A 19,847-nucleotide genomic window follows, 5' to 3' on the forward strand; every position below is an offset into this window, starting at 1 on the left:
CCGTCCGGGAGGGGACCGGCGAGCGCTCAGCGCCACTCGCCGCGGTTAGGTGATACATACTATGTTTGAGATCGACGCCGACCGCAACCCCGCCCTCCGATGACGCGCGCGGGGGTCTAGCGTCTGAGGCACGTCGAAGGAGCAGCCATGAAGGTCGACCTGATCGTGCGGGGCGCCCGCATCGACACCCGTGACGCCGAGCGACCGACCGCAAGCGCGCTGGCGGTGCTCGACGGCAGGATCGTGGCGCTCGATGACGAGGTGGACGGGCTCGACGCCCGCGAGACGATCGATGCCGGCGGCCTGGCGCTGCTGCCGGGCTTCAACGATGTGCACTCGCACAGCGTCTGGTTCGGCACGACGCTCATGGAGGCCGACCTCTCAGCGGTGACCTCGCTCGACGACATCTACCGTGTGATCGAGGCGCAGGCCGAGCAGACGAAGCCGGGCGACTGGGTGGTCGCCTCCGGCTACAACCCGGTGCTGCTGCAGGGCCTCGTGCCCGACCGCGATGCGCTCGACCGCGCGAGCGGCGGCCGCCCGGTGTGGATCAAGCACGCCTCGGGCCACTCCGGCCAGGCCTCGAGCGCCGGCATGGCGCTCGCCGGCGCCGACGACCGCGCCGCGACGCCCATCGAGGGCGGCAAGATCGTGCTCGGCGCCGACGACCGCCCCACCGGCGTGCTCGAGGAGCGCGCGATGAAGCTGGTGCAGGACATCCTGCTCCCCTACCCGCTCGCCTCGCTGGAGCGTGCCCTCGAGCTGGCGACGGCGCAGTACGCCCGCGAGGGCATGACGAGCGTGACGGATGCGGGGGTGGCGGGGGGCTGGATCGGTCACGCCCCCGCCGAGCTCGCCGCCTACCAGGCGGCCCGCGACAAGGGCCTGCTGCGCACCCGCATGCAGGTGATGCCGGTGATGGATGCGCTCTCCCCCATCGATGGGCACGCCGCCGAGCCGGCACGGCGCGGCTTCGGCGCCGGCATGCGCACCGGCTGGGGCGACGACTGGCTGCAGCTGGGCCCGGTGAAGGTGTTCACCGACGGCTCGATCCTCGGCCGCACGGCGCAGATGAGCGAGGACTACGAGCACTGCCCCGGCTACCACGGCTACCTGCAGGACGACCCCGAGGTCATGCGCACCCGGGTGCTCGAGGCAGCGGCGGCCGGCTGGTCGCTCGCGCTGCACGCGGTGGGTGATGCGGCGCTCGACTTCGCGCTCGACACGATCGAAGAGGCTATCCGCCGCCACGGCCGCCCCCGCGTGCCGAACCGGGTCGAGCATGGCGTGGTGGTGCGGCAGGAGCAGCTCGAGCGGCTCGCCGCCCTCGAGATCGCCTGCGTCGTGCAGCCGACCTTCATCCACTCCTTCGGCGAGGGCATCCGCGGCCCGGTCGGCCAGGCGCGCGCCGACCTGTCGATCCGCGCCCGCAGCCAGCTCGACGCCGGCATGCCGCTGGCGCTGTCGTCCGATCGCCCAGTGGTGCCGGGCCCGCCGCTGCTGGGCGTCCAGTCGTTCGTCGAGCGCCGCAGCGAGGAGGGCCGCATCTACGGCGAGCACGAGCGCATCACGGTCGACGAGGCCGTCCACGCCGCAACCGTCGGCTCGGCCACGGTCACCGGCCAGCAGGCGCGCAAGGGCCGGCTCGTGCCCGGCCAGCTGGCCGACATGGTCTTCCTCGGCGCCCACCCGCGCGAGGTCGCCTCGAGCGAGATCGCCGCCATCCCCGTCCGTGCGACCATCGCAGGCGGCGCGTTCACCCACCGCGACCCCGACGTCGGCTGAGCGCGTCCGCGCCTCCCCCATCCGCACCACACTCGAAGGGCACCGCATGACCGCCACGACCGCATCCGCTCGAGTCGCCCTCGTCACCGGCGGCACCTCCGGCTTCGGCGCGACGATCGCGGCACGGCTGCGGGCCGACGGCATGCGCGTGGCGGTCTCGGGCCGCAGGCCCCCGAGCGACGAGGTCGCCGAGCAGCTGGGCGATGCGCTGTTCGTCGCGGGCGACATCACCGAGCCGGGCACGCCTGATCGCGTCGTGCACGAGGTGACGGATGCCTTCGGTCGCCTCGACGTGCTCGTCAACAACGCGGGGCGCAGGCACGCGGGCCTCATCGCCGACACCCCGCAGCAGGAGCTCGTCGACGTCTTCGCCCTCAACACGATCGCCGCCATGACGATGACCGCTGCCGCGGCTCGCGCGATGATGCAGACCGGCGGCGGCGCGATCATCAACATGCTCTCGCGCTTGGCGTCGTCGGGTGTGCCGACGCTCACCACCTACACGGCATCGAAGGGGTCGCTGGCCGCCTACACGAAGGGCGCGGCCGTCGAGCTCGCGCCCCACAACATCCGGGTGAACGCCGTCGCGCCCGGCATGGCCCTGACCCCGTTGATCGAGGATTGGCTGGGCGACCAGCCCGACCCCGATCGAGCGCTGGCCGACACGCTCGCCGACATCCCGCTCGGCCGGCTCGCGACGCCCGACGACGTCGCGGCCGCGGTCGCCTACCTCGCCTCGCCCGAGGCGGCGTACGTCACCGGCGCGAGCATCGCGGTCGACGGCGGCTACACCGCCCGGTAGCGCGTTTGTACAACAGGCCGTTGGACAATTGAGACCCGATCACATAGGCGAGGTCGCGGTGTCGTCTCGCTCTGCTTCCGACGCGAGGCCATCGAGCGCGTGCGCGATGCGATCGGCGTCTGGCAAGGACGCGCGTTCCTTCGTGGGCAACGAGTCGTAGGTGTACGACGACACCGCGAGCGCGCCGTTCACGGCGCTCAGCGAGTAGCGCACGACCGACTCGTTCTTGTCGGAGCAGAGCAGGATGCCGACGGTCGGCGCGTGCTGCGGCTGCTTGATGAGGTCGTCGACGACGGCGACGTAGAAGCCCAGCTGCCCGGTGTACTCGGGCTTGAACTTGCCGGCTTTCAACTCGAAGACGACGTAGCGCAGCTGCTCCGTGTGGAAGAAGAGCAAGTCGACGTTATGCCGAGGTCGGCATAATATCGATTGTTCCGATTCCCGGATTATCCCGAGCACGCGCGAGGCGCGGCGACAGCCAGCAGCAGCAGCGGTGCGGCTGGCCTATCGGTAGTCGGGATAACCCGGTTCAGGCCGTGAGCCCGCAGAGTCGCCGAACGATGTCATCTCGGTCATGCCACATCGGCACGGCTGGCGGGCTGGTGGTGCCGCTGCCGACTCTGGCGAGAGCCTGACGCTTCATCTCGGTATCGGCGTGCGCGTAGATGAGCGTGGTCTCGGGGTCGACGTGCCCCAACCACTCGGTGATCAGCGCCAGTGGCATGCCTGCTTGGTAGAGGTGCATCGCGCGGGAGTGGCGCAGCATGTGGGGGTGAACCCTCTTCGGGATCTCCGCGCAGCTCTCGCGCGCGCTGCTCGCATGCTGGCGAACGAATCGGCCGACGTTGTCGTCGGACATTCGAGTCTTCTGGTGTCCGTGGATCGTGAAGAACAACGGGTCGCCCGGGTCGGCGTCGCGGTGGAACGCGTCGGTGTAGCGGCGGTAGTGGGCGGCGGTCTCGCCGGTGATCGGTAGCCGCCGCGGTTTCGCTCCCTTCCCGATCAGGTCGATGGTGAGTCGCCTGATATCGAGATCGCCGACGGTTAGAGCGAGCATCTCCGCATCGCGGGCGGCAACGTCGTACATGAGGATCATGAAGAACTGGTCGCGCAGACCGGTCTTCGTGGTGGGATCGGGTGCGGCGAGCAGTGCCGCGACGGCACTGGTCGACAGATGGCGGACGGTGGGAGTCGCTGCGATCTTCAGCTGCGGGATGCCGTTGACGTCGGCCAGGTGGATGGCGAGTGTCGGCTCGGCGGTCGCGGCGTACCGGTAGAAGGAGCGGATGCAGGCGAGCCGCTGGTTGTAGGTCGTGCCGGTCCATGACCGCGTTGCCCGCATGTGGTCGAGGAACTCGACGATGCAGGCTCGGTCGATGATCGAGAACGTGACCCGCTCGAGCGGGACTCCGCGAATCTCAGCGACGTAGCGCAGGAGCATGTTCCAGGTGTGGCGGCACGCAGTGATCGTGTGAGGGCTGGCTCCGCGTTGCCGAGGCATGAACACGGTGAACCATTCGCGCAGGTGCCGATAGAAGCTGTCGGTGGGGTTGGTCATGATGTCACTTCCGGGATGATGCCTGCGGCGCTCGTCAGGCCGGTTGCGGCCAGACGCTCGGGAAGCAGGTGAATGTAGTAGGCGGTCGCCGAGTAGGTGTCGTGGCCCATGTAGGCCGACAGGTAGGGCAGCCACACGCCGAGGTCGCGGCCCTCCTCCACCCAGCGCGTCAGGGTGCGCGAGGCGTAGTTGTGGCGCAGCGTGTACGGCGTGGAACCCGGCGCGATGCCGCCCGTCCGTTCACGGCAGCGGTGGTAGTGGGCCGTGACCCAACGGCCTGGGTAGGGCTGGTCGGTGTGGTCTTCGAAAAAGAACTCCCTGTCGGGCCTGCGCAGATCGGCGAGCTCGTCAAATCGGGCCAGCAGATCAGTCATGCCCTTGTCCACCGGAACACGACGGTCCTTGTTCCGTTTCGATTGCTCGATCATCACGATCGCGCCGCCGGAGTCGACGTTCCTGCGCCGCAGCAGTCGGGCCTCCTGGGGCCGCAGCCCACAGCTCAGCATCAGCCGGAAGAGCACCGGCAGCGTGTGCTCACGGAATGGGCTGGACGCCGACGGGCTGATCGAGTCGGCCGCGTCGAAGAAGGCGGCCAGTTCCCCGTCGCTGAAGATGTGAGGCAGTTGCCTGGTGGGCTTTCGGATCCACTGCGCGGGCAGCACGAATGCTTCGACGCCGACAATCTGCAGGTACTTGCCGAATGCGCGGATCGCGTGGGCCTTGTGCGCAGGCCACTCAATCTTCGTACCTTCCCGGCACCAGTCGGTCACCAGCTCGCGGGTCAGGATCGGCTCGTCAGACGGGTGGGCCGAGCAATACCGGTCGAAGCTCAGCATCGGATACTCGAGCGTGCCTCGGGAGTAGCCCAGCGCTGTGCGCCACTCAAGCATTGCCTCGATGTGAGTCGCGAAGCCGCTGCTGTACGTGATGCTCATCGCTGCCCCTCCTTCGTGGGGGCGAACGTGTCGAGGGGCAGGGCGCATTCACGGAGGGAATCGTCGGCCAGCGCGATGTAGCGCCGAGAGGACTCGACGGTCGCGTGACCGAGCACCTGTGCCGTCAGCGCGAGCTCGGCGCCCGACTCGATCAGGCGCGTGCCGGTCGTGCGCCGCAGTGCATGGAACGTTTTGCCGTCATGTGCTCGGTGCGACACGCCGGCCTCGGCGAGCCATCGGCCCATGATGAGCGCCCCCGTTGGCCCGGTGAGCTTCGTGAACGGAGCGTACAGACGGACGAAGACCTCGGGCGCATCGCTTTCGGGCCTTCCTTGCAGGAGCCAGTCAGCGATCGCGTTGCCGGCCTCCGCCGACAGCGGCAGCGTCAACGGCGCCGAGGTCTTGTTCTGCACCAAACGGATCTCATCGCGGCGCCAATCGATCTCGTCGAGCCGTAGCGACACGATGTCGCAGCAGCGCAGTCCCGTCGACAGTGCCAACCGGACGATCGCGTAGTCCCTCTTCCCGCGCGGAGATGCAGTCTCGATCGCACCGACGAGCCTGTCCGCCTCCTCGGGAGTGAAGCAAGGCAGTGCCCGTGTCCGTCTCGGTCCGACCCGCGCCAGCAAGGCATCGGCCTTCAACTCGGCCATGCCCTGATGGTTCAGGAACCGGACGAACCGTTTGATAGCCCACGCGGTGTTTCCCATGCCCGATGCGTGATGCGACCGCGCATCGACGAGAAACGCTCGGACGTCTTCGACGGAGACCGATTCGAGCGGGCGGTCGACGCGGTCCAGATAGCTCATGAACCCGTGGACTTCTCCGATGACAAGACGCACGGAGCCTGGTGCCAGTTCCTTCTGCAAGTGCTCACCGAAGGCGCTGAGCACTTTCGTCGTGGGCGCGCTGAGCCTCGGTGCTGGCCTTCGTCGCTTCCATACGACCGCGCCGGTCTGCTGGAACTCCAGCATCATCAGGGCGGTCTTCTCCAGGTTCGAGCGCAGCGCAGCGTGGATCTCGCCGCGGCGCATTCGGTCAACCATCGCCGTGAGAAACTCTTCGACAGCCTGCTCGGTGAGCCGGTCGATGCCTCGACTGTCGAGGAACCGAGTCACGGTCCGACAGCAGCTCCGGTAGTACCGGATCGAGCCCGTCGCCAGGCCGATTCGCATGGCCTCTGCCAACACACCCTCGGCGTCCTCAGATGCTTCGTCATTCACGACCCCTACCTCCTGTCGGTCGGCGTCGCGGCCGCTCCGGTCGCGACATCACCAGAGTCCCGCAGGACGGTGTCGACGACGACCCCCTCGTTCAGCTTCGAAGGCGCGAGGATCATTCCGAGCCGGGCAGTCGGCAATTGGCGCCCCACTCGAGGATCGGCTTCGAGCACGATCGCGATCACAGATGCGCGGGTGTCGAGGTTGTTGCGAAGATGGTGGAGTGAAATCGGTGGCCCGCGGCGATGTCGCCCATTGGCAAGCGGTCGGCTTCGACCTGGACGGCACGCTCTTCGATCATCGCGGTTCGGCGGCCATTGCAGTCCGACAGTTCACGATTGATCTAGGACGCGAACCGACCGACCGACTCGTCGCGGTGTGGTTCGACATCGAAGCCGAGCACTTCGAACATTGGCGCACGGGCTCCATCTCCTTCGGCGAGCAGCGAAGACGGCGACTGCGCGCTTTCCTCCATCTCCTCGCGGCGGAACAGCCGAGCGACGTCGGTCACGCCGATGCCCTATTCGAGCAGTATCTGGCTCACTACCGTCGCTCATGGCGCGCGTTCCCCGACGCCGCGCCGACTCTCGCCGCGTTGAGGGCTCGTGGCGTGCGCATCGGCGTTCTCACGAACGGCAACCACGCTCAACAGTTGGACAAGCTCGAGACGATCGGGTTGGCGCCGCTCATCGATGCGGTGTGCACGTCGGAAGAGATTGGGGTAACAAAACCGGACCCGAGAGCATTCAAGATTCTCGCCTCACGTCTCGGCAGCACTCCCGCCAACATGGCCTTCGTCGGCGACAACCTGGATCAGGACATTGCCGGCGCTCGCGCTGCGGGGATGTGCGCCGGCCTCGTGCAACATGACAGCAAGACGCCCGTCAAGCTCGATGCCGCTCTGCGAGCCGCACTCGATGGGCGCGACGTCGAATAGGAATGCGAGACCGGGAACTGTGGACCCCTCTTCGAGCGAGAACCGTCCCGCGCAGCCCGGCAATGGTGAGACGATCCCGCTTCCTCCGGACACTCTGACAGTGAACGGCCTCTCCTGGCCGGCAGTTAGAGGAGACGAGATGGGGACCCAGCCCGTGGCAACGGATTCGAACACTGCCGTCGACGATCGCGAACTCCTCGAACGGCTCCGCCACGACGACGAGCACGCGCTGGCAACGGTCTTCTGCCGCTATCAACGGCCGGTCTACTGGGGCAGCTTCTCCGTGCTCCGCAACCGTGCCGAGGCAGAAGAGATCGCCGGCGACGTTTTCCTAACCCTCTGGCGCAAGCGCCAGTCCGTCGAGATCGCCGCGATCTCATTGCTGCCATGGCTGCTCGTCACCGCCCGCAATCTCGCCCTCAATCGCAGCCGCTCGATCAGCCGACGACGCGAACAACCGATTACCGAACCCGAAGATCAACTACCCGCTTCTGGCACCGATCCCAGCGAGCAGATGCTGGCAAGAGAGATCGAGCAGACCCTCCAGACGATCGTGGCAGCGATGGCAGAGCCCGACCGATCGATCTACCAGCTCTGCCTCGTCGACGAATTCACCTACAAGGAAGCCGCCTACAAACTCGGCCTCTCTCACGGGGCCGTGCGCAACCGCCTCTCCAGATTGCGCGCACGCCTGCGCACCGAACTGACCCATTTCACGGCAGGAGGCCGCTGATGACTACCCCCCAGCTCCCCGAGCTCCCGACCGGCACCGCTGCGCGCATCGAGCAGCGACTGCTCACCGCCGCGGCCGGTGCCCGACAGACGCACCAACGCCGCAATCGCGCAATCGCCGGAGGTGCCGCACTCGTGCTCCTCGCCGGCACTGGCGTGGCCGCCGTCACGATCGCCAGCCAGGCGGCACAGGAGCGCAGTGCCCACTGCTACGCGGCCGCCGACACCTCGAGCCTGTCAACGCAGGTCGGCATTCCCGATGAGGTCACTGACAGCAATGGCACCACCCTGCCGATCCGAGCCGACTCGGACCGTGCCGCGCAGGCGCTCGATCTGTGCGGATCGGTGTGGCGGGTAGGCTTCTTCGCCACCGACGGCGTGCCCGTTGACGACGGTCGCCAGCACGAGGTACCACCGCTCACCGCCTGCCTCCGCGCGGACCAGGTCATCGCCGTCTTCCCCGGCAGCGACGAGCAGCTTTGCGAGAGCGTCGGCCTGCGGCCCGTCCCGTAACCGACCTTCCAGGGCGGGATGCAGCGAATCTGCTGCATCCCGCCCTGCTGTGCGCAGTGTGCGCGGCGAGCAATGCGTCTCAGATCGGCTCGCGAGGCGGCGTGTCGACAGGGGACGCCTTGACGCTGCCGATCGGTTTTGCGGGCTCACCACGGCGTGCTCGGGTTATCCCGACCAGCGATGGGACCGGCCACACGGCCACTCCTGCTGTCTCAGCGCGACCTGCCGCCAACGTGAGCATGCTCGGGATAATCCGAGAATCGGAACAATCGAGATAGAAGTCATCGCCGCCGATTTCGATGTGCTTCTGCCTGTCGACGAACGCCCAGCCGGGCCCGAGCTCGCGCAGCACATCGACGAGCCGGTCCATCATGGCTTGCTCGAGGTCGCGCTCGGCAGCCTCCGTGCCCAGCCCAAGGAAGTCGAATACGTACGGGTCCTTGGAGATCGCCTGCGCGAGCCTCGCGTCTCGCGCATCGAGCTGCCCGTCGAAGCTGCTCGGTGCCGCGCCTTCGCGCTGCCGGAGCCGCCCCATGATGTTGTGCCTCAGCACGACGAGGGACCAGCCCTCGTCCGCCGCCCTCGCGGCGTACCACTCGCGGCTCGCTTGATGCTCAAGTTTGTCGAGCAGCAGTCGAATGTGACTCCAACTGAGCAGACCCACAGGGTGCGATGTCAATTGTGCCGACACTGTTGGCACAATTGTGGATTCCTCACCCCAGGCTTCGGCGAAGCTTCGCATGTACATCAGATTCCGTCGCGACAGTCCCGTCATCTCTGGGAATTCTCGCCGCAGATCATGGGCCAGCCGCTCCACGACCTTGCCGCCCCAGCCTGCTTGCCGCTGCTGCTGCTCCAGAATCGTATTGCCGATGCGCCAGTACAGCGTGATGAGCTCGGCGTTGACCGATCGATGCGCTCGCAGATGCGCACCGCGCACCTGCTGCTTCAGCGTCGCCAGGATCTGGTCGTAGTGCTCGGGCAGCTCGATCTCGCTCATGCCGGGGAAGGTAGACGGCACGGCCGACATCGGCGCCCACTTCTCCACAGGGGTCGGGACGCCTCGTCACTACTTCGTGCTCGCGGTGCCGGAGTCGCTCGCCTGGGCGATGTAGCCGACCGGACCAACCGATCAGGCGCGCGTGGCCGCTGAGCGCTCGCGCAGCATCCGGTCGGTGCCGCTCATGACCGCGCGCACCCGCACATCCGCACCCACCGGGAAGTAGCTGCGGCGGCGGCGCTCGAGGCCGAGCACGTACCACCAGGCCGGCGTCGATGCGCCCTTCGATCGGTTGTGCGCCTTGCACAGCGCCTGCCCGTTGCCCACCACGGTCGGCCCGCCGCGCGACCACGGCACCACGTGGTCAATCTCCACCGCGGGCGCATCGCAGCGTCCCCAGAAGAGGAAGGCGCTGCCCTCGCAGCGACCGCCGGCGCGCTCCAGCACGGCGGTGCGCGCTCCGAACTTGAAGCCGCGCCACGGGTCGCGCGCCGAGGAGTTCGGCCCGCGCCCGAGCATCGGGAACCGCAGCACGAGCACCGCGACGACCACCGGGATCAACCACCACAGATGCGGCCCGACCACCGGGGCGAAGCCGGCCAGCAGCGGCCCGAAGATCTCCATGCCGCAATCATCGCCCGCGAAGCAGCGGTCGGGCTTCCGATCGGCTCAGGACTCGCCGATCAATGCCCTTCGAAGCCCAACCGCTGCGGGCTCAAGCGGCATCCCGTCGACGAAGTCGCCGCCGCAGCCATGCGGGATCACCCGCGACGTTGAGGCCTTCCTCGATGATCGCGTCGAAGACTCCGGCAGGCTGCACCTCCCCGGCTTGATACACAAGAGGACGAACATCGTTGCCGGTCCAGGCGGTGGCACGCGCCGCGAGGTCGCCGACCAGTTCGTCGCCGGAAGCTTCATCGACGGCATCCGGCAGCACGATCAGCAGGTCGATGTCGCTGTCCGAGCGCATGTCGCTGCGCGCGGCCGACCCGAAGATCATCACGGTGAGCGGTTGGACCGGCCAGTCTGCGATCGCTCCGGCCAATCGGCGCACGAGCAGCTGCTTGCTCGCGGCGATCTGCCGAATCGGTTCGGCGAGCAGGTGCTGGTCGTTCAATGCGAACGCGCGGCTGCGCCCGATCTGCTGCTCCAGGACGGTGCCCTGCTCGACGAAGCGCGCAACAGAGTTCTGCACTGCCGTGCGCGAGCCCTCCTCCGGCAGCAGGCTGTGGATCTGCTGCACGGAGAGTTGCCGGTCGGTGCGTGCGAGCACGAGCAGCACCTGGGAGTCGATCCCCGACGGGCTGAGCGCAGCGAACGGATTCTGCAGTCGCACGAAAGCCTCCTCGTCGTGGCTAAGCATGCCAGAAAAGTGGCCGATTGGCCAGAAAAGTGGCTATTCGGCCCTCAAAGTGGCACAACGGACACCGAGGCCTACCGGTACCGCCAGCTCAGCCCTCGCCGCCCAGCTGCCCCGACATCCGCTCGCGCATCGACACCGACGCGGCATTCAGCCCGTGCAGCTCGACCCGCTTGCCGAGCCGCGCGTACTTCGTCTCGATCGCATCCAGAGAAGCCACAGTGGATGCGTCCCAGATGTGCGAGCGCGACAGGTCGATGACGACGTGGTCGGGGTCGTCGGTGTACGAGAACTGCGTCGTCAGGTCATTCGACGAGGCGAAGAACAGCTCCCCCTCGACCGTGTAGTGCACGGCCGTGCCGCCGTCCGACGTGCGCACTTCACGCGTCACCGAGGCGAAGTGCGCCACCCGACGCGCGAAGAGCACCATCGCCACCACGACGCCCACGACCACGCCGATCGCCAGGTTGGAGGTGGCCACGACGACCACCACCGTGACGACCATGACGAGCGTCTCTGACACGGGCATCCGCTGCAACGTCGACGGCGTGATGGAGTGCCAGTCGAAGGTGCCGACCGAGACCATCACCATCACGGCCACCAGCGCCGCCATCGGGATGAGCCCGACGATGTCGCCCAGCACCACTACGAGGATGAGCAGGAACAGCCCCGCCAGGAAGGTCGAGATGCGCGAGCGCGCGCCCGAGACCTTCACGTTGATCATCGTCTGGCCGATCATGGCGCAGCCGCCCATGCCGCCGAAGAGGCCGGAGGCGAGGTTGGCGACGCCCTGCCCCCACGATTCGCGGGTCTTGTTCGAGCGGGTGTCGGTGATGTCGTCGACGAGCTTGGCGGTCATGAGCGATTCCATCAGCCCGACGAGCGCCATCGCGAGCGCGGTCGGTCCGATGATGCCGAGCGTCTCGAGCGTGAGCGGCACGTCGGGGAAGAACAGCGCCGGCAGCGACGAGGGCAGCTCGCCCTGGTCGGCGACGTTCGGCACCGACCAGCCGAACAGCAGCACCGCGGCGGTGAGCACCACGATCGCGATGAGCGGCGCCGGCACCACCTTCTGCACGCGCGGCAGCAGCACCAGGATCGCCAGCCCCACCGCCGTCAGCGGGTAGACGAGCCACGGCACGCCCACCAGGTGCGGGATCTGCGCGAGGAAGATGAGGATGGCGAGCGCGTTGACGAAGCCGACCATGACGCTGCGCGGGATGAAGCGCATGAGCTTCGCCACCCCCAGCACCGCCAGCACGATCTGCAGCACGCCCGCCAGCAGCACCGTGGCGATGAAGTAGTCGAAGCCGTGCTCGCGCATGATCGGCGCGATGACGAGCGCGACGGCGCCGGTGGCGGCCGAGATCATCGCGGGCCGACCGCCCACGAACGCGATCGTCACGGCCATGATGAACGACGAGAAGAGCCCGACGGCCGGGTCGACGCCGGCGATGATCGAGAACGAGATCGCCTCGGGAATCAGCGCGAGCGCCACCACCAGCCCCGCGAGCGCCTCCCGCGTGAGCAGCCGCGGGTTGCGCAGCACGGTCATGACTGATGGGTCGTCGCGGTAGCGCGCGCGATCGTGCGTCGCGGTGATGGTCACGGTGGCTCCTTGGGGCACGTGCGCCCGAGCCGGCGCACCAGAAGAACGGATGCGCTGCGTCACGCAAGAGCGCCGCTCACGGCGGCGCAGAAGTGCTGGGTGCCGGAGAGCCCGACGGGCTCAGTCTACCGGCGGCCGGTCGTAGGTCGAGGAGCACGCGGCGAAGCCGCGCGCGTCACGAGACCCCGCCCCGCTAGCCTGGCCGCGAGTGCCACGACGAGGAGGCTGCGATGGACGATGCGGAACGGGAATCACGCGCTGCAGAGGACAGGAGGATCGCCGCGCTGGCGTCGCCGCTGGAGGTGCTGCTCGAGACGCTGCGCAACGACATCCGCACCGGTGACGCGATCGTCAACGTCCTCGATCGCGTGGCAGACGATGAGCTGCCGCAGTTGGCCGAAGCGGTCGTGCAGCATCTGCCGAGTGAGAGCGCCAAGCACCTCGGTGGGCTGCTGCTCCAGGCACCGCAGCTGATGGCAGGGCACGTCGACGAGGTCGATGAGCCGATGCCCTTCACCTGGCTCGAGCAGTTCGACGAGGGCGAGCGCCCGCCCGTCGCGCTGCCGGCCCACCATCTGGTCTTCGAACAGCGCGACGTCGACTACGAGCCGAGGTTCTTCCCCGACGAGCCCGTCGAGCGCTGGCGAGCGGTGCCCAATCCCACCTGGCAGCCGAGCACTCCTGCTGTCGGTCACGTTCGCGTCGGCGGAGCGGCACAGGGCGAGTGCTCCGCGTGCGGTTGGCCGCTGCAGCGGGTGCTCGACCTCGCCGACTTCCCGGGTGTCGAGGAAGGCGTGGTGCCGCGAGCGCTGGTGGCATGCGTCAACGCTCCCTGCATGTGGAGCGTGCAATGGTTCGCGCACGATGGCGACCAGCCGCGGGCGCTGCCCCGGGTCAACGACCTGCCGGACTACGGGATGCCGACGCCCGACCCGGTGCCCGAGCTGCGCGCCGCGCTCCATCTGACGCCCGCGCGCTGGCAGCTGCAGGATTGGGGCGGCCAGCAGAACCTGAATCGCGTCGGCGGCCACCCGAGCTGGATCCAGGATGCCTGGCATCCGGAGTGCCCGCAGTGCCAGCGCGCCATGCCATTCGTCGCGCAGCTCGACGGCGCGACCGAGTTCGTCGGCGCCAAGGGCTGGAGCGCCTGGACGGAGGGCCTCCTGTACGCCTACTGGTGCGCCGACTGCCAGATCAGCGCCCTCACGACGCAGCAGACCTGAGCCAGCCCGTCGGTCGAGGAGCACGCTGCGAAGCCGCGCGCGTCACGAGACCCTCACTCCTTGCGGAAGTGCTTCCGGATGCGATCCGCCTGCTCGCGCGTCAGGTGCCACTCGGTGCCGATCTCGTGCCCCTCGAAGGGCCCGCCACCATCGGCGGGGTTGCGCAGGAAGCCGCGGATCTGCCGACCCTTGCGATCCATCCCCAGCTCGCGCGAGAGCTCCACCGGTGTGATCGTCGACTCGTCCATACGCCGAGGCTATCGCCACGCGAGCAGCGGGACGAGCACGTCTCAGGGCATCTGCGTCTTGCGCTTGGGCTCGCTGATCTCGTCCCCGGCCGCCAGCCGATCGACGCTCCAGTGCAGCCGCTCCACCATGCCCGGCGAGACCCCCGCCGGCGGGGTGACGTCACCGATTGCGAGCTGCAGGTCGGCGATGACCCGACCGACGATCGACGCCGCGCGTCGCTCGGAGATGACGTCCCACGACCGCACCTCGGCCAGGATGCGCTCCGCCGAGACCCGTCGATGATCGAACTGCCCGTCGATCGCGAGCGCAAGATCCCAGTGCACGCGATCCTGCTGGAACAGGCTCGGGAGCGCGTCGTAGATCTGCGCGAGCTCCGTGCCTGACGGCTCGTGCATGAGCGCGACGTTCTTGGCGTGCGCGTCGTTGTCACCGATCGCCACGGTGTACGTCAGCTGCTCGATCCAGCGCTCGATCGCAGCGTCACCTCCGGGTATCGAGCCGAGCAGCTCACCGATCCTTCGTGCAGTCGCGCGCTTGGGGTCAGCAGGCCAGTCCGGCGACTGGAACTTCACGTCGGTGTCCCGCCAATCGAGTCCGAGCGCCTGCGCGAGATCCTCCTGATGGTGCAGCCGCACGGCGCCATCCTCGACGGTGCGATCGAATCGCTCGATGGCGAGATAGGTCATGCGGCCCGCCGTGCGGATCTCGCTGGCGTACGTCGACAGACCGAGTCGCTGCGTCAGGAGGTGGCTGTAGTGCTCGTCGAAGATGCGGTTCGGTCTGCTGGCGACCTGCGGCTTCAGGATGTGCGTCGAGTGCGCCCTGCCATGCGGTTCGAGCCAGCCGCTGTCGAACTGTGCGACGAGCACTTTCGGCTGGTAGCCGGGCAGCGTCGAGCGGCTGTCGTCGGGGATCCCCTGGTCGCTGTCATCGAGCGCCTGCTTGAGCTTGGCCGCGAGCGCACGATCGTCGAGCGCGTCGTATTCGGGTCGATACCTGGGATCTTCATCTGGCGCACGCAGTGTGACCGCACCCGCGATCGATCCCCCGAATTCGCGCAGCAGCGCGAACAGGTCGTCCTTGTCGATGCGACGCTTCGCGGCCATCCGCTCGCGGTGGTTGCCCTCCGGGACGTAACCGCCGAGGAAGTTCGTCACCGCGTCAACGGGCGACCGTCGACCGGCGAGGGGAGCGAACGCCTCGCTGAGCAGGACTGCGGCGTCGTAGTCGCGATCGACGGTGAGCGCCACGCGTGTCCGATCGCGCGCGACTGGGCTGATCGAGCCGACACGAAGGTCGTGGAGGAACAGGTCAAGACTTGCCATCGTCGACCTCGTACTCAAGGGTCACGGTGATCCCAAGTTCGTGCAACACCCGGAAGAGCCGGGCCATGTAGACCGTCGGCCTGCCGGACTCGAGGTCGACCATGTAGTCGCGGGAAAAGGCGACCAGTTCAGCAAGCTCACCCTGGCTGAGGCCACGATCTTCGCGAGCGGCTCGGATCAGCGCCGCGACATCCTTCGGTTTTCGGGCCTGCAGAGCAGGCATCCTGCACCTCCAGTGTGGGAAGTTCACCGCATCCGGCGATGTGGCGATATCCCCACAGTAGAGCATGCGGGGATATCCCCATAACGCGCCGCCCGCGCCTGCAGCAGGAGTTCGACCGCGCCGGACTGCCCTGAGCAGCGCCTACCGCACTCGAACGACCGGCTCCGCCTCCACCGTCAGGTCGCGCCCCTTGGTCTCTGGCATGAAGAACACGGTGACCGCCGACACGACGAGCAGGGCGATCGAGTACCAGGCGAACACGAACGGGTCGCCGATGGCGGTGAGCACGTAGCCCGCGGTGCCGCCGAAGGTCGCGATCGCGATCGCGTACGAGATTGCGAAGCCGGAAGTGCGCTGCGCGGTCGGGAACATCTCGGCGTAGGTGGCGGGCGCGTGGCTGAGGAACGCCGCGAGCAGGATGAGCTGCGTGCAGATCGCGACCACGAGCTGCCAGAACTCGCCGCCCGAGATCAGGTTGATCAGCGGGATGTAGAGCACGGCGCTGCCGAGCAGGCCGAAGATGATGGTCGGGCGCCGGCCGACGATGTCGGAGACCCAGCCCCACAGCGGCAGCACCACGATGAGCACCGCGTTGCCGATCAGCGCGGCGGCGAAGGCGTCCTCGGGGCTGTAGCCGAACGAGGTCTGCGCGATCGACGCGATCGTGACCGACCAGATGTAGTACGCCACCGTCAGCCCCGCCGTCATCAGGATGACCCGCAGCCCGGTGCGCCAGTTCTTGGCGACCAGGAGCAGCACGTTCTCCTTCTTCTGCTCCTGGGCGGCAGCCTTGTGCTCTTCGAACACCTCCGACTCGTTCATCGAGAAGCGGATCCACAGGGCCACGAGCCCCAGCAGCGCACCGACCGCGAACGGGATCCGCCAGCCCCAGACCGCCATCTGCTCGGGGGTCAGCAGCGCCTGCAGCAGCAGCCCGAGCGCGAGCCCGGCGAGCAGTCCGAGCGTGCCGGAGACGTAGATCGAGCTCGCGAAGAGCCCGCGTCGCTCGCGCGGCGCGAACTCGGCCAGGTAGGTCTGCGCGGCCGGCAGCTCGCCGCCGTGCGCGAGGCCCTGGATGAGGCGGGCGAGCAGCAGCAGTGCAGAGGCGACCCAGCCGATCTGCTCGTAGGTGGGGCTGAGCGCGATCAGCAGCGAGCCGGCCGAGGCGGCGAGGATCGACAGCGTCAGCGACGGCTTGCGGCCGATCCGGTCGCCGATCCAGCCGAAGAGCACGCCGCCGAAGGGGCGTGCGACGAAGCCGACCGCGAACACGGCCATGGTCTGCAGGAACGCCGATCGCGGGTCGGCGTCGTTGAACAGTTGCGCCGAGAAGTAGACGGCGAAGCTCGCGTAGATGTTCCAGTCGTACCACTCGACGGCGTTGCCGACGCCGGTGCCGAGCAGCGTCTTGAACGAGCTCTGCCGCGCTGGGGCGACCCTGGTGGGCTGGGGAGTGGTCATCGTCGGCTCTTCCTGTGCAGGGGGATGAAGCGGATGCGTCACCGCAGTCGGTGCTGCGCCAAGACCGCGAGCATGGCTGCGCAGTCGTCGAGCACGGCATCGTCGAAGGCGGCCTTCGGCGAATGGTTGAGGGGCGCGGTCGTGGGGTCCTGCCCGGCCGGGACGGCCCCCACGAAGATGAACGCCCCGGGGATCAGCTGCAGGATCTGCGAGAAGTCCTCGGAGGCGCCGATCGGGTGCTCGAGCGTGTGCCAGCGGTCGGGGAAGGCCTGCTGCACGACATCCGCCACGTACTCGATCTCATGCGGGTCGTTGCTCGTGAGCGCTGAGGAGGCGCCGAAGTCGAGCGTGCAGGTCGCCCCGCGCGCCTCGGCGATGCTGGTGAACAGCCGCGTGAGGCCCTCGAGCAGCTGCGTGCGCGCGGCTGCAGAGTAGGAGCGCAGCGAGAACTCGGCGATGGCGCTGTCGGGGATGACATTGTTCGCCGAGCCCGCGTGCAGGCTGCCGCAGGTGACGATGACAGGGTCGAAGGCGTCGAACTGCCGCGCGACCATCACCTGTGCGTCGAGGATCATCGAGGCGACGATCGGGATCGGGTCGATCGCGAGGTGCGGAGCCGAGCCGTGCCCGCCGCGCCCGTGCACGGTGACCGTCAGCACATCCGCCGCCGACATCAGCGGCCCGGGCCGCGAGGCGATCTGCCCGTGCGGGTAGAGGCCCGACCAGACATGCAGCCCGTAGGCGTGGTCGGGGCGCTTGCCGCTCACGTCGAGCAGGCCCTCGTCGATGACGAGCCGCGCGCCGTCCCAGCCCTCTTCGCCCGGCTGCAGCAGGAAGACCACGTCGCCGGCCAGCTCGTGCCGGGCCTCGACGAGCCGGCGTGCCGCACCGACGATCGCGGCCATGTGCAGGTCGTGCCCGCACGCGTGCATGTTGCCGTTGGCGGATGCGTAGGGCAGCCCGGTCTCCTCCACCACCGGGAGGGCGTCCATGTCGGCGCGCAGCAGCACAGTCGGGCGCTCGCTGACGGGGGTGTCTTGGCCGCGGCCGCCGCGCAGCACCGCCGCGAACCCGGAGACGCCGACGGCGTCGACGATCTCGACGGGCAGCTGCTCGAACTCGCGGCGCACGCGCGCGACGGTCTGCGGCAGCTGCAGCCCCACCTCGGGGATCTGGTGCAGCTCGCGGCGCAGGGCGATGAGCTCGGTCGGCTCGTGCGCCGTGCGATCCGTCATGCCGTCTCCCTTGCGAGCGAGAGCCTCGAGCGGCGCTCGCTGCAAGGGTCGAACCTAACACGCAGCCCATACGGCGAGTGCTGACGACGCCGCTGCCTAGCGGTCGGCAATCTCCGTCCTAGGAGGACTGCACTCCGTCAAGCAGACCGACCAGCCGCCGGTCGCAGAGACCGCCCACCCGCCGGTCGAGCAGAACGCCCACCCGCCGGTCGAGGAAGCCGCGGACGAAGGCCGCAGCCATCACGAAACCCCCAGGATCGGCGACCGCCAAGCCCTCCCCGCCTCCGCGCCGCCGAGCGACTCATCGTTCTCACCACGCTGGCGGAGTTCCGTCATCGGATGTGATCGACGCCGCAATGCACCGCCCCCATCCGTACAGTCCAAATTTCGCAATCTGTACACCGTCGCCGAGCGCACGGACGCGGTTCACCGTTGCTGGTGCGACCGCGGGGGGGTGCGGGTTAGCCTCCGAGCAATACTCAGCTCGAGCGACGAAGCCGCAGGACGCATGGCGCGGGACGTTCCCCCGAGGAAGTCGCGGCGATCCGCCGCATCGCAGCATCACCGACCCCTACCGAAGCGCTCCTCGCCGGCGGCCGCCCCGCCACCACGAAGTACGCCGACCGCGTGGCCGACGGCCACATCTGCACCTCGGGCAAGGGCGACAAGTACTACACAGAGACGATCGTGCCCAACCTCGAGGAGGGCATCGAGCTCGGCAAGCGGGCGGACGCGGATGTCGACCGCATGATCGAGATCAAGGTCTCCTACGACCGCGACCTCGACGTCGCGCGCGAGAACACCCGCTTCTGGGCGGCCCTTTCGCTGACGCCCGAGCAGAAGCAGAACATCCACGACCCGGCCGAGATGCAGCGCCTGGCCGACGCGCTCCCGATCGAGCAGGTCGCGAAGCGCTGGATCATCTCCTCAGACCCCGCCGAGACCGCCGCGGCGATCACGCACTACGCCGACCTCGGCTTCCGCCACCTGGTCTTCCACGGCCCCGGCCACGACCAGCGCCGCTTCCTCGCTCAGTTCTCGGAGGACGTGCTGCCACTACTGCCAAAGCGCTGACACCCGCAGCTCATCACCGGCATCGCTTACACCGACCACTTCCGCGACGAGGAGGGCGAAGCGCCCGACGGCACCAACGGTCTCTACCACGACGCCGATGAGCAGGAGGCGATACTGCAGCAGGCGCTCGAGACGCTCTGGGCCGACGGCTGGGATCCGCACGAGATCCTCGTCCTCTCGCCCCGCCGCAGGTCGGCGGCCCACCGCGCCTTCGGGGAGACGACGGATGCGTCACCGCAGTCGGGCGCGACCCACGGCATCCGCTGGGGCACCGTGCACCGCTACAAGGGCCTCGAATCCCCGGTGGTCATCGTCACCGACGTCGACGGCGTCTCGCCGGACTGGGAGGATCTGCTCTACGTCGGCATGACCCGCGCCACCGAGCGCCTGATCGTGCTCACCTCGCTGGAGGAGCTGCACGAGCGGGCGTGATCGGGCGGGCGTGCCGCTCGCCATCTGTCCACTGTGCGTCACCGAGCACGTCGTGGTGAAGTTCCACCATCGGATGCTGGCGCAGGCGACATCCTCGCCGACGACTTCACGCGAAAGGACGCCTATCACCGCCGCGACTCGGCGCTCCGCGCGGCATGACAGGGCGGATGCGCT

General features: G+C 68.3%; 23 protein-coding genes. 8 read left to right on the top strand and 15 right to left on the bottom strand.

Features of this window, described 5'->3' with window-relative positions:
* Nucleotides 1–147 precede the first annotated feature (147 nt).
* The gene (locus J1M46_RS09830) at nt 148–1,785 is read left to right on the top strand and encodes an amidohydrolase (RefSeq protein WP_206447633.1); all 1,638 of its coding nucleotides are present in this window, start codon (nt 148–150) and stop codon (nt 1,783–1,785) included.
* 46 nt (nt 1,786–1,831) lie between these two features.
* Entirely contained in the window at nt 1,832–2,587 is a 756-nt protein-coding gene (locus J1M46_RS09835; protein WP_206447634.1) for an SDR family NAD(P)-dependent oxidoreductase, read from the top strand.
* 39 nt (nt 2,588–2,626) lie between these two features.
* On the opposite strand, the gene J1M46_RS09840 is transcribed toward J1M46_RS09835, so the two are convergent.
* From J1M46_RS09840 to J1M46_RS09860, 5 genes are all read right to left on the bottom strand, one after another.
* Complete coding sequence (locus tag J1M46_RS09840) at nt 2,627–2,983, bottom strand: PDDEXK nuclease domain-containing protein (protein ID WP_241249081.1); 357 nt, start codon at nt 2,981–2,983, stop codon at nt 2,627–2,629.
* 133 nt (nt 2,984–3,116) lie between these two features.
* Nucleotides 3,117–4,145: a tyrosine-type recombinase/integrase gene (locus tag J1M46_RS09845; protein ID WP_206447636.1), complete on the bottom strand. Its 1,029-nt coding sequence runs from the start codon at nt 4,143–4,145 to the stop codon at nt 3,117–3,119.
* On the bottom strand, nt 4,142–5,080 hold the full coding sequence (locus tag J1M46_RS09850; protein WP_206447637.1) for a tyrosine-type recombinase/integrase: 939 nt from the start codon (nt 5,078–5,080) through the stop codon (nt 4,142–4,144). The genes J1M46_RS09845 and J1M46_RS09850 overlap by 4 nt, the downstream gene beginning before the upstream one ends.
* Entirely contained in the window at nt 5,077–6,303 is a 1,227-nt protein-coding gene (locus J1M46_RS15820) for a tyrosine-type recombinase/integrase (RefSeq protein WP_206447638.1), read from the bottom strand. The genes J1M46_RS09850 and J1M46_RS15820 overlap by 4 nt, the downstream gene beginning before the upstream one ends.
* A gap of 5 nt (nt 6,304–6,308) precedes the next feature.
* The gene (locus J1M46_RS09860; RefSeq protein WP_206447639.1) at nt 6,309–6,485 is read right to left on the bottom strand and encodes a hypothetical protein; all 177 of its coding nucleotides are present in this window, start codon (nt 6,483–6,485) and stop codon (nt 6,309–6,311) included.
* A 38-nt stretch (nt 6,486–6,523) separates the two neighbouring features.
* On the opposite strand from J1M46_RS09860, the gene J1M46_RS09865 reads away from it, so the two are divergent.
* The 3 genes from J1M46_RS09865 (at nt 6,524) to J1M46_RS09875 (ending at nt 8,482) form a co-directional block, all read left to right on the top strand.
* Entirely contained in the window at nt 6,524–7,237 is a 714-nt protein-coding gene (locus tag J1M46_RS09865; RefSeq protein WP_206447640.1) for an HAD-IA family hydrolase, read from the top strand.
* A gap of 139 nt (nt 7,238–7,376) precedes the next feature.
* A complete protein-coding gene (locus J1M46_RS09870) occupies nt 7,377–7,970 on the top strand; it encodes an RNA polymerase sigma factor (protein WP_206447641.1) in 594 nt (197 codons plus the stop codon).
* Nucleotides 7,970–8,482: a hypothetical protein gene (locus J1M46_RS09875; protein ID WP_206447642.1), complete on the top strand. Its 513-nt coding sequence runs from the start codon at nt 7,970–7,972 to the stop codon at nt 8,480–8,482. The genes J1M46_RS09870 and J1M46_RS09875 overlap by 1 nt, the downstream gene beginning before the upstream one ends.
* A 79-nt stretch (nt 8,483–8,561) precedes the next feature.
* Here J1M46_RS09875 and J1M46_RS09880 read toward each other — a convergent pair whose 3' ends face one another.
* The 4 genes from J1M46_RS09880 to J1M46_RS09895 form a co-directional block, all read right to left on the bottom strand.
* Entirely contained in the window at nt 8,562–9,482 is a 921-nt protein-coding gene (locus tag J1M46_RS09880) for a PDDEXK nuclease domain-containing protein (protein WP_206447643.1), read from the bottom strand.
* A 132-nt stretch (nt 9,483–9,614) separates the two neighbouring features.
* Entirely contained in the window at nt 9,615–10,106 is a 492-nt protein-coding gene (locus J1M46_RS09885) for an HNH endonuclease (protein ID WP_206447644.1), read from the bottom strand.
* 91 nt (nt 10,107–10,197) lie between these two features.
* Nucleotides 10,198–10,764 (bottom strand): nucleotidyltransferase domain-containing protein, encoded by a 567-nt coding sequence (locus tag J1M46_RS09890; protein WP_342384343.1) that lies wholly within the window; start codon nt 10,762–10,764, stop codon nt 10,198–10,200.
* 169 nt (nt 10,765–10,933) lie between these two features.
* Complete coding sequence (locus J1M46_RS09895) at nt 10,934–12,397, bottom strand: SulP family inorganic anion transporter (RefSeq protein ID WP_206448678.1); 1,464 nt, start codon at nt 12,395–12,397, stop codon at nt 10,934–10,936.
* A gap of 284 nt (nt 12,398–12,681) precedes the next feature.
* On the opposite strand from J1M46_RS09895, the gene J1M46_RS09900 reads away from it, so the two are divergent.
* A complete protein-coding gene (locus tag J1M46_RS09900; protein ID WP_206447646.1) occupies nt 12,682–13,674 on the top strand; it encodes a hypothetical protein in 993 nt (330 codons plus the stop codon).
* A 53-nt stretch (nt 13,675–13,727) separates the two neighbouring features.
* Here the strand turns inward: J1M46_RS09900 and J1M46_RS09905 are convergent, their stop codons facing one another.
* The 5 genes from J1M46_RS09905 to J1M46_RS09925 form a co-directional block, all read right to left on the bottom strand.
* Nucleotides 13,728–13,922 carry a hypothetical protein gene (locus J1M46_RS09905; RefSeq protein WP_206447647.1) on the bottom strand — a complete coding sequence of 65 codons (195 nt, stop codon included), beginning with the start codon at nt 13,920–13,922 and terminating at the stop codon, nt 13,728–13,730.
* A 42-nt stretch (nt 13,923–13,964) separates the two neighbouring features.
* The gene (locus J1M46_RS09910) at nt 13,965–15,248 is read right to left on the bottom strand and encodes a type II toxin-antitoxin system HipA family toxin (RefSeq protein ID WP_206447648.1); all 1,284 of its coding nucleotides are present in this window, start codon (nt 15,246–15,248) and stop codon (nt 13,965–13,967) included.
* Nucleotides 15,235–15,471: a helix-turn-helix domain-containing protein gene (locus J1M46_RS09915; protein ID WP_206447649.1), complete on the bottom strand. Its 237-nt coding sequence runs from the start codon at nt 15,469–15,471 to the stop codon at nt 15,235–15,237. Before J1M46_RS09915 ends, J1M46_RS09910 begins: the two co-directional genes overlap by 14 nt.
* A gap of 141 nt (nt 15,472–15,612) precedes the next feature.
* Nucleotides 15,613–16,932 (bottom strand): MFS transporter, encoded by a 1,320-nt coding sequence (locus tag J1M46_RS09920; protein ID WP_206447650.1) that lies wholly within the window; start codon nt 16,930–16,932, stop codon nt 15,613–15,615.
* A 38-nt stretch (nt 16,933–16,970) separates the two neighbouring features.
* A complete protein-coding gene (locus tag J1M46_RS09925) occupies nt 16,971–18,167 on the bottom strand; it encodes a M20 metallopeptidase family protein (protein ID WP_206447651.1) in 1,197 nt (398 codons plus the stop codon).
* A 552-nt stretch (nt 18,168–18,719) separates the two neighbouring features.
* Between J1M46_RS09925 and J1M46_RS09930 the strand changes: the two genes are divergently transcribed.
* Nucleotides 18,720–19,241: an LLM class flavin-dependent oxidoreductase gene (locus J1M46_RS09930; protein ID WP_342384412.1), complete on the top strand. Its 522-nt coding sequence runs from the start codon at nt 18,720–18,722 to the stop codon at nt 19,239–19,241.
* On the opposite strand, the gene J1M46_RS09935 is transcribed toward J1M46_RS09930, so the two are convergent.
* The gene (locus J1M46_RS09935; RefSeq protein WP_206447652.1) at nt 19,224–19,403 is read right to left on the bottom strand and encodes a hypothetical protein; all 180 of its coding nucleotides are present in this window, start codon (nt 19,401–19,403) and stop codon (nt 19,224–19,226) included. The two genes, J1M46_RS09930 and J1M46_RS09935, sit on opposite strands and share 18 nt — an antisense overlap.
* A 96-nt stretch (nt 19,404–19,499) precedes the next feature.
* Here J1M46_RS09935 and J1M46_RS15825 point away from each other — a divergent pair, with 96 nt between their 5' ends.
* Entirely contained in the window at nt 19,500–19,673 is a 174-nt protein-coding gene (locus J1M46_RS15825; RefSeq protein WP_342384413.1) for an ATP-binding domain-containing protein, read from the top strand.
* Nucleotides 19,674–19,847: the final 174 nt, after the last annotated feature.

The sequence above is a fragment of the Agrococcus sp. KRD186 genome (assembly GCF_017168255.1).
Taxonomy (GTDB): Bacteria; Actinomycetota; Actinomycetes; order Actinomycetales; family Microbacteriaceae; genus Agrococcus.

Excerpts from the sequence above, each read along its gene's own strand:
- J1M46_RS09905 (WP_206447647.1), bottom strand. The coding sequence starts at position 13,922 with ATGGACGAGTCGACGATCACACCGGTGGAGCTCTCGCGCGAGCTGGGG.
- J1M46_RS09830 (WP_206447633.1), top strand. The coding sequence starts at position 148 with ATGAAGGTCGACCTGATCGTGCGGGGCGCCCGCATCGACACCCGTGAC.
- J1M46_RS09925 (WP_206447651.1), bottom strand. The coding sequence starts at position 18,167 with ATGACGGATCGCACGGCGCACGAGCCGACCGAGCTCATCGCCCTGCGC.
- J1M46_RS09835 (WP_206447634.1), top strand. The coding sequence starts at position 1,832 with ATGACCGCCACGACCGCATCCGCTCGAGTCGCCCTCGTCACCGGCGGC.
- J1M46_RS09910 (WP_206447648.1), bottom strand. The coding sequence starts at position 15,248 with ATGGCAAGTCTTGACCTGTTCCTCCACGACCTTCGTGTCGGCTCGATC.
- J1M46_RS09915 (WP_206447649.1), bottom strand. The coding sequence starts at position 15,471 with ATGCCTGCTCTGCAGGCCCGAAAACCGAAGGATGTCGCGGCGCTGATC.
- J1M46_RS09895 (WP_206448678.1), bottom strand. The coding sequence starts at position 12,397 with ATGACCGTGCTGCGCAACCCGCGGCTGCTCACGCGGGAGGCGCTCGCG.
- J1M46_RS09880 (WP_206447643.1), bottom strand. The coding sequence starts at position 9,482 with ATGAGCGAGATCGAGCTGCCCGAGCACTACGACCAGATCCTGGCGACG.
- J1M46_RS09885 (WP_206447644.1), bottom strand. The coding sequence starts at position 10,106 with ATGGAGATCTTCGGGCCGCTGCTGGCCGGCTTCGCCCCGGTGGTCGGG.
- J1M46_RS09920 (WP_206447650.1), bottom strand. The coding sequence starts at position 16,932 with ATGACCACTCCCCAGCCCACCAGGGTCGCCCCAGCGCGGCAGAGCTCG.
- J1M46_RS09900 (WP_206447646.1), top strand. The coding sequence starts at position 12,682 with ATGGACGATGCGGAACGGGAATCACGCGCTGCAGAGGACAGGAGGATC.
- J1M46_RS09845 (WP_206447636.1), bottom strand. The coding sequence starts at position 4,145 with ATGACCAACCCCACCGACAGCTTCTATCGGCACCTGCGCGAATGGTTC.
- J1M46_RS09870 (WP_206447641.1), top strand. The coding sequence starts at position 7,377 with ATGGGGACCCAGCCCGTGGCAACGGATTCGAACACTGCCGTCGACGAT.
- J1M46_RS09875 (WP_206447642.1), top strand. The coding sequence starts at position 7,970 with ATGACTACCCCCCAGCTCCCCGAGCTCCCGACCGGCACCGCTGCGCGC.
- J1M46_RS09850 (WP_206447637.1), bottom strand. The coding sequence starts at position 5,080 with ATGAGCATCACGTACAGCAGCGGCTTCGCGACTCACATCGAGGCAATG.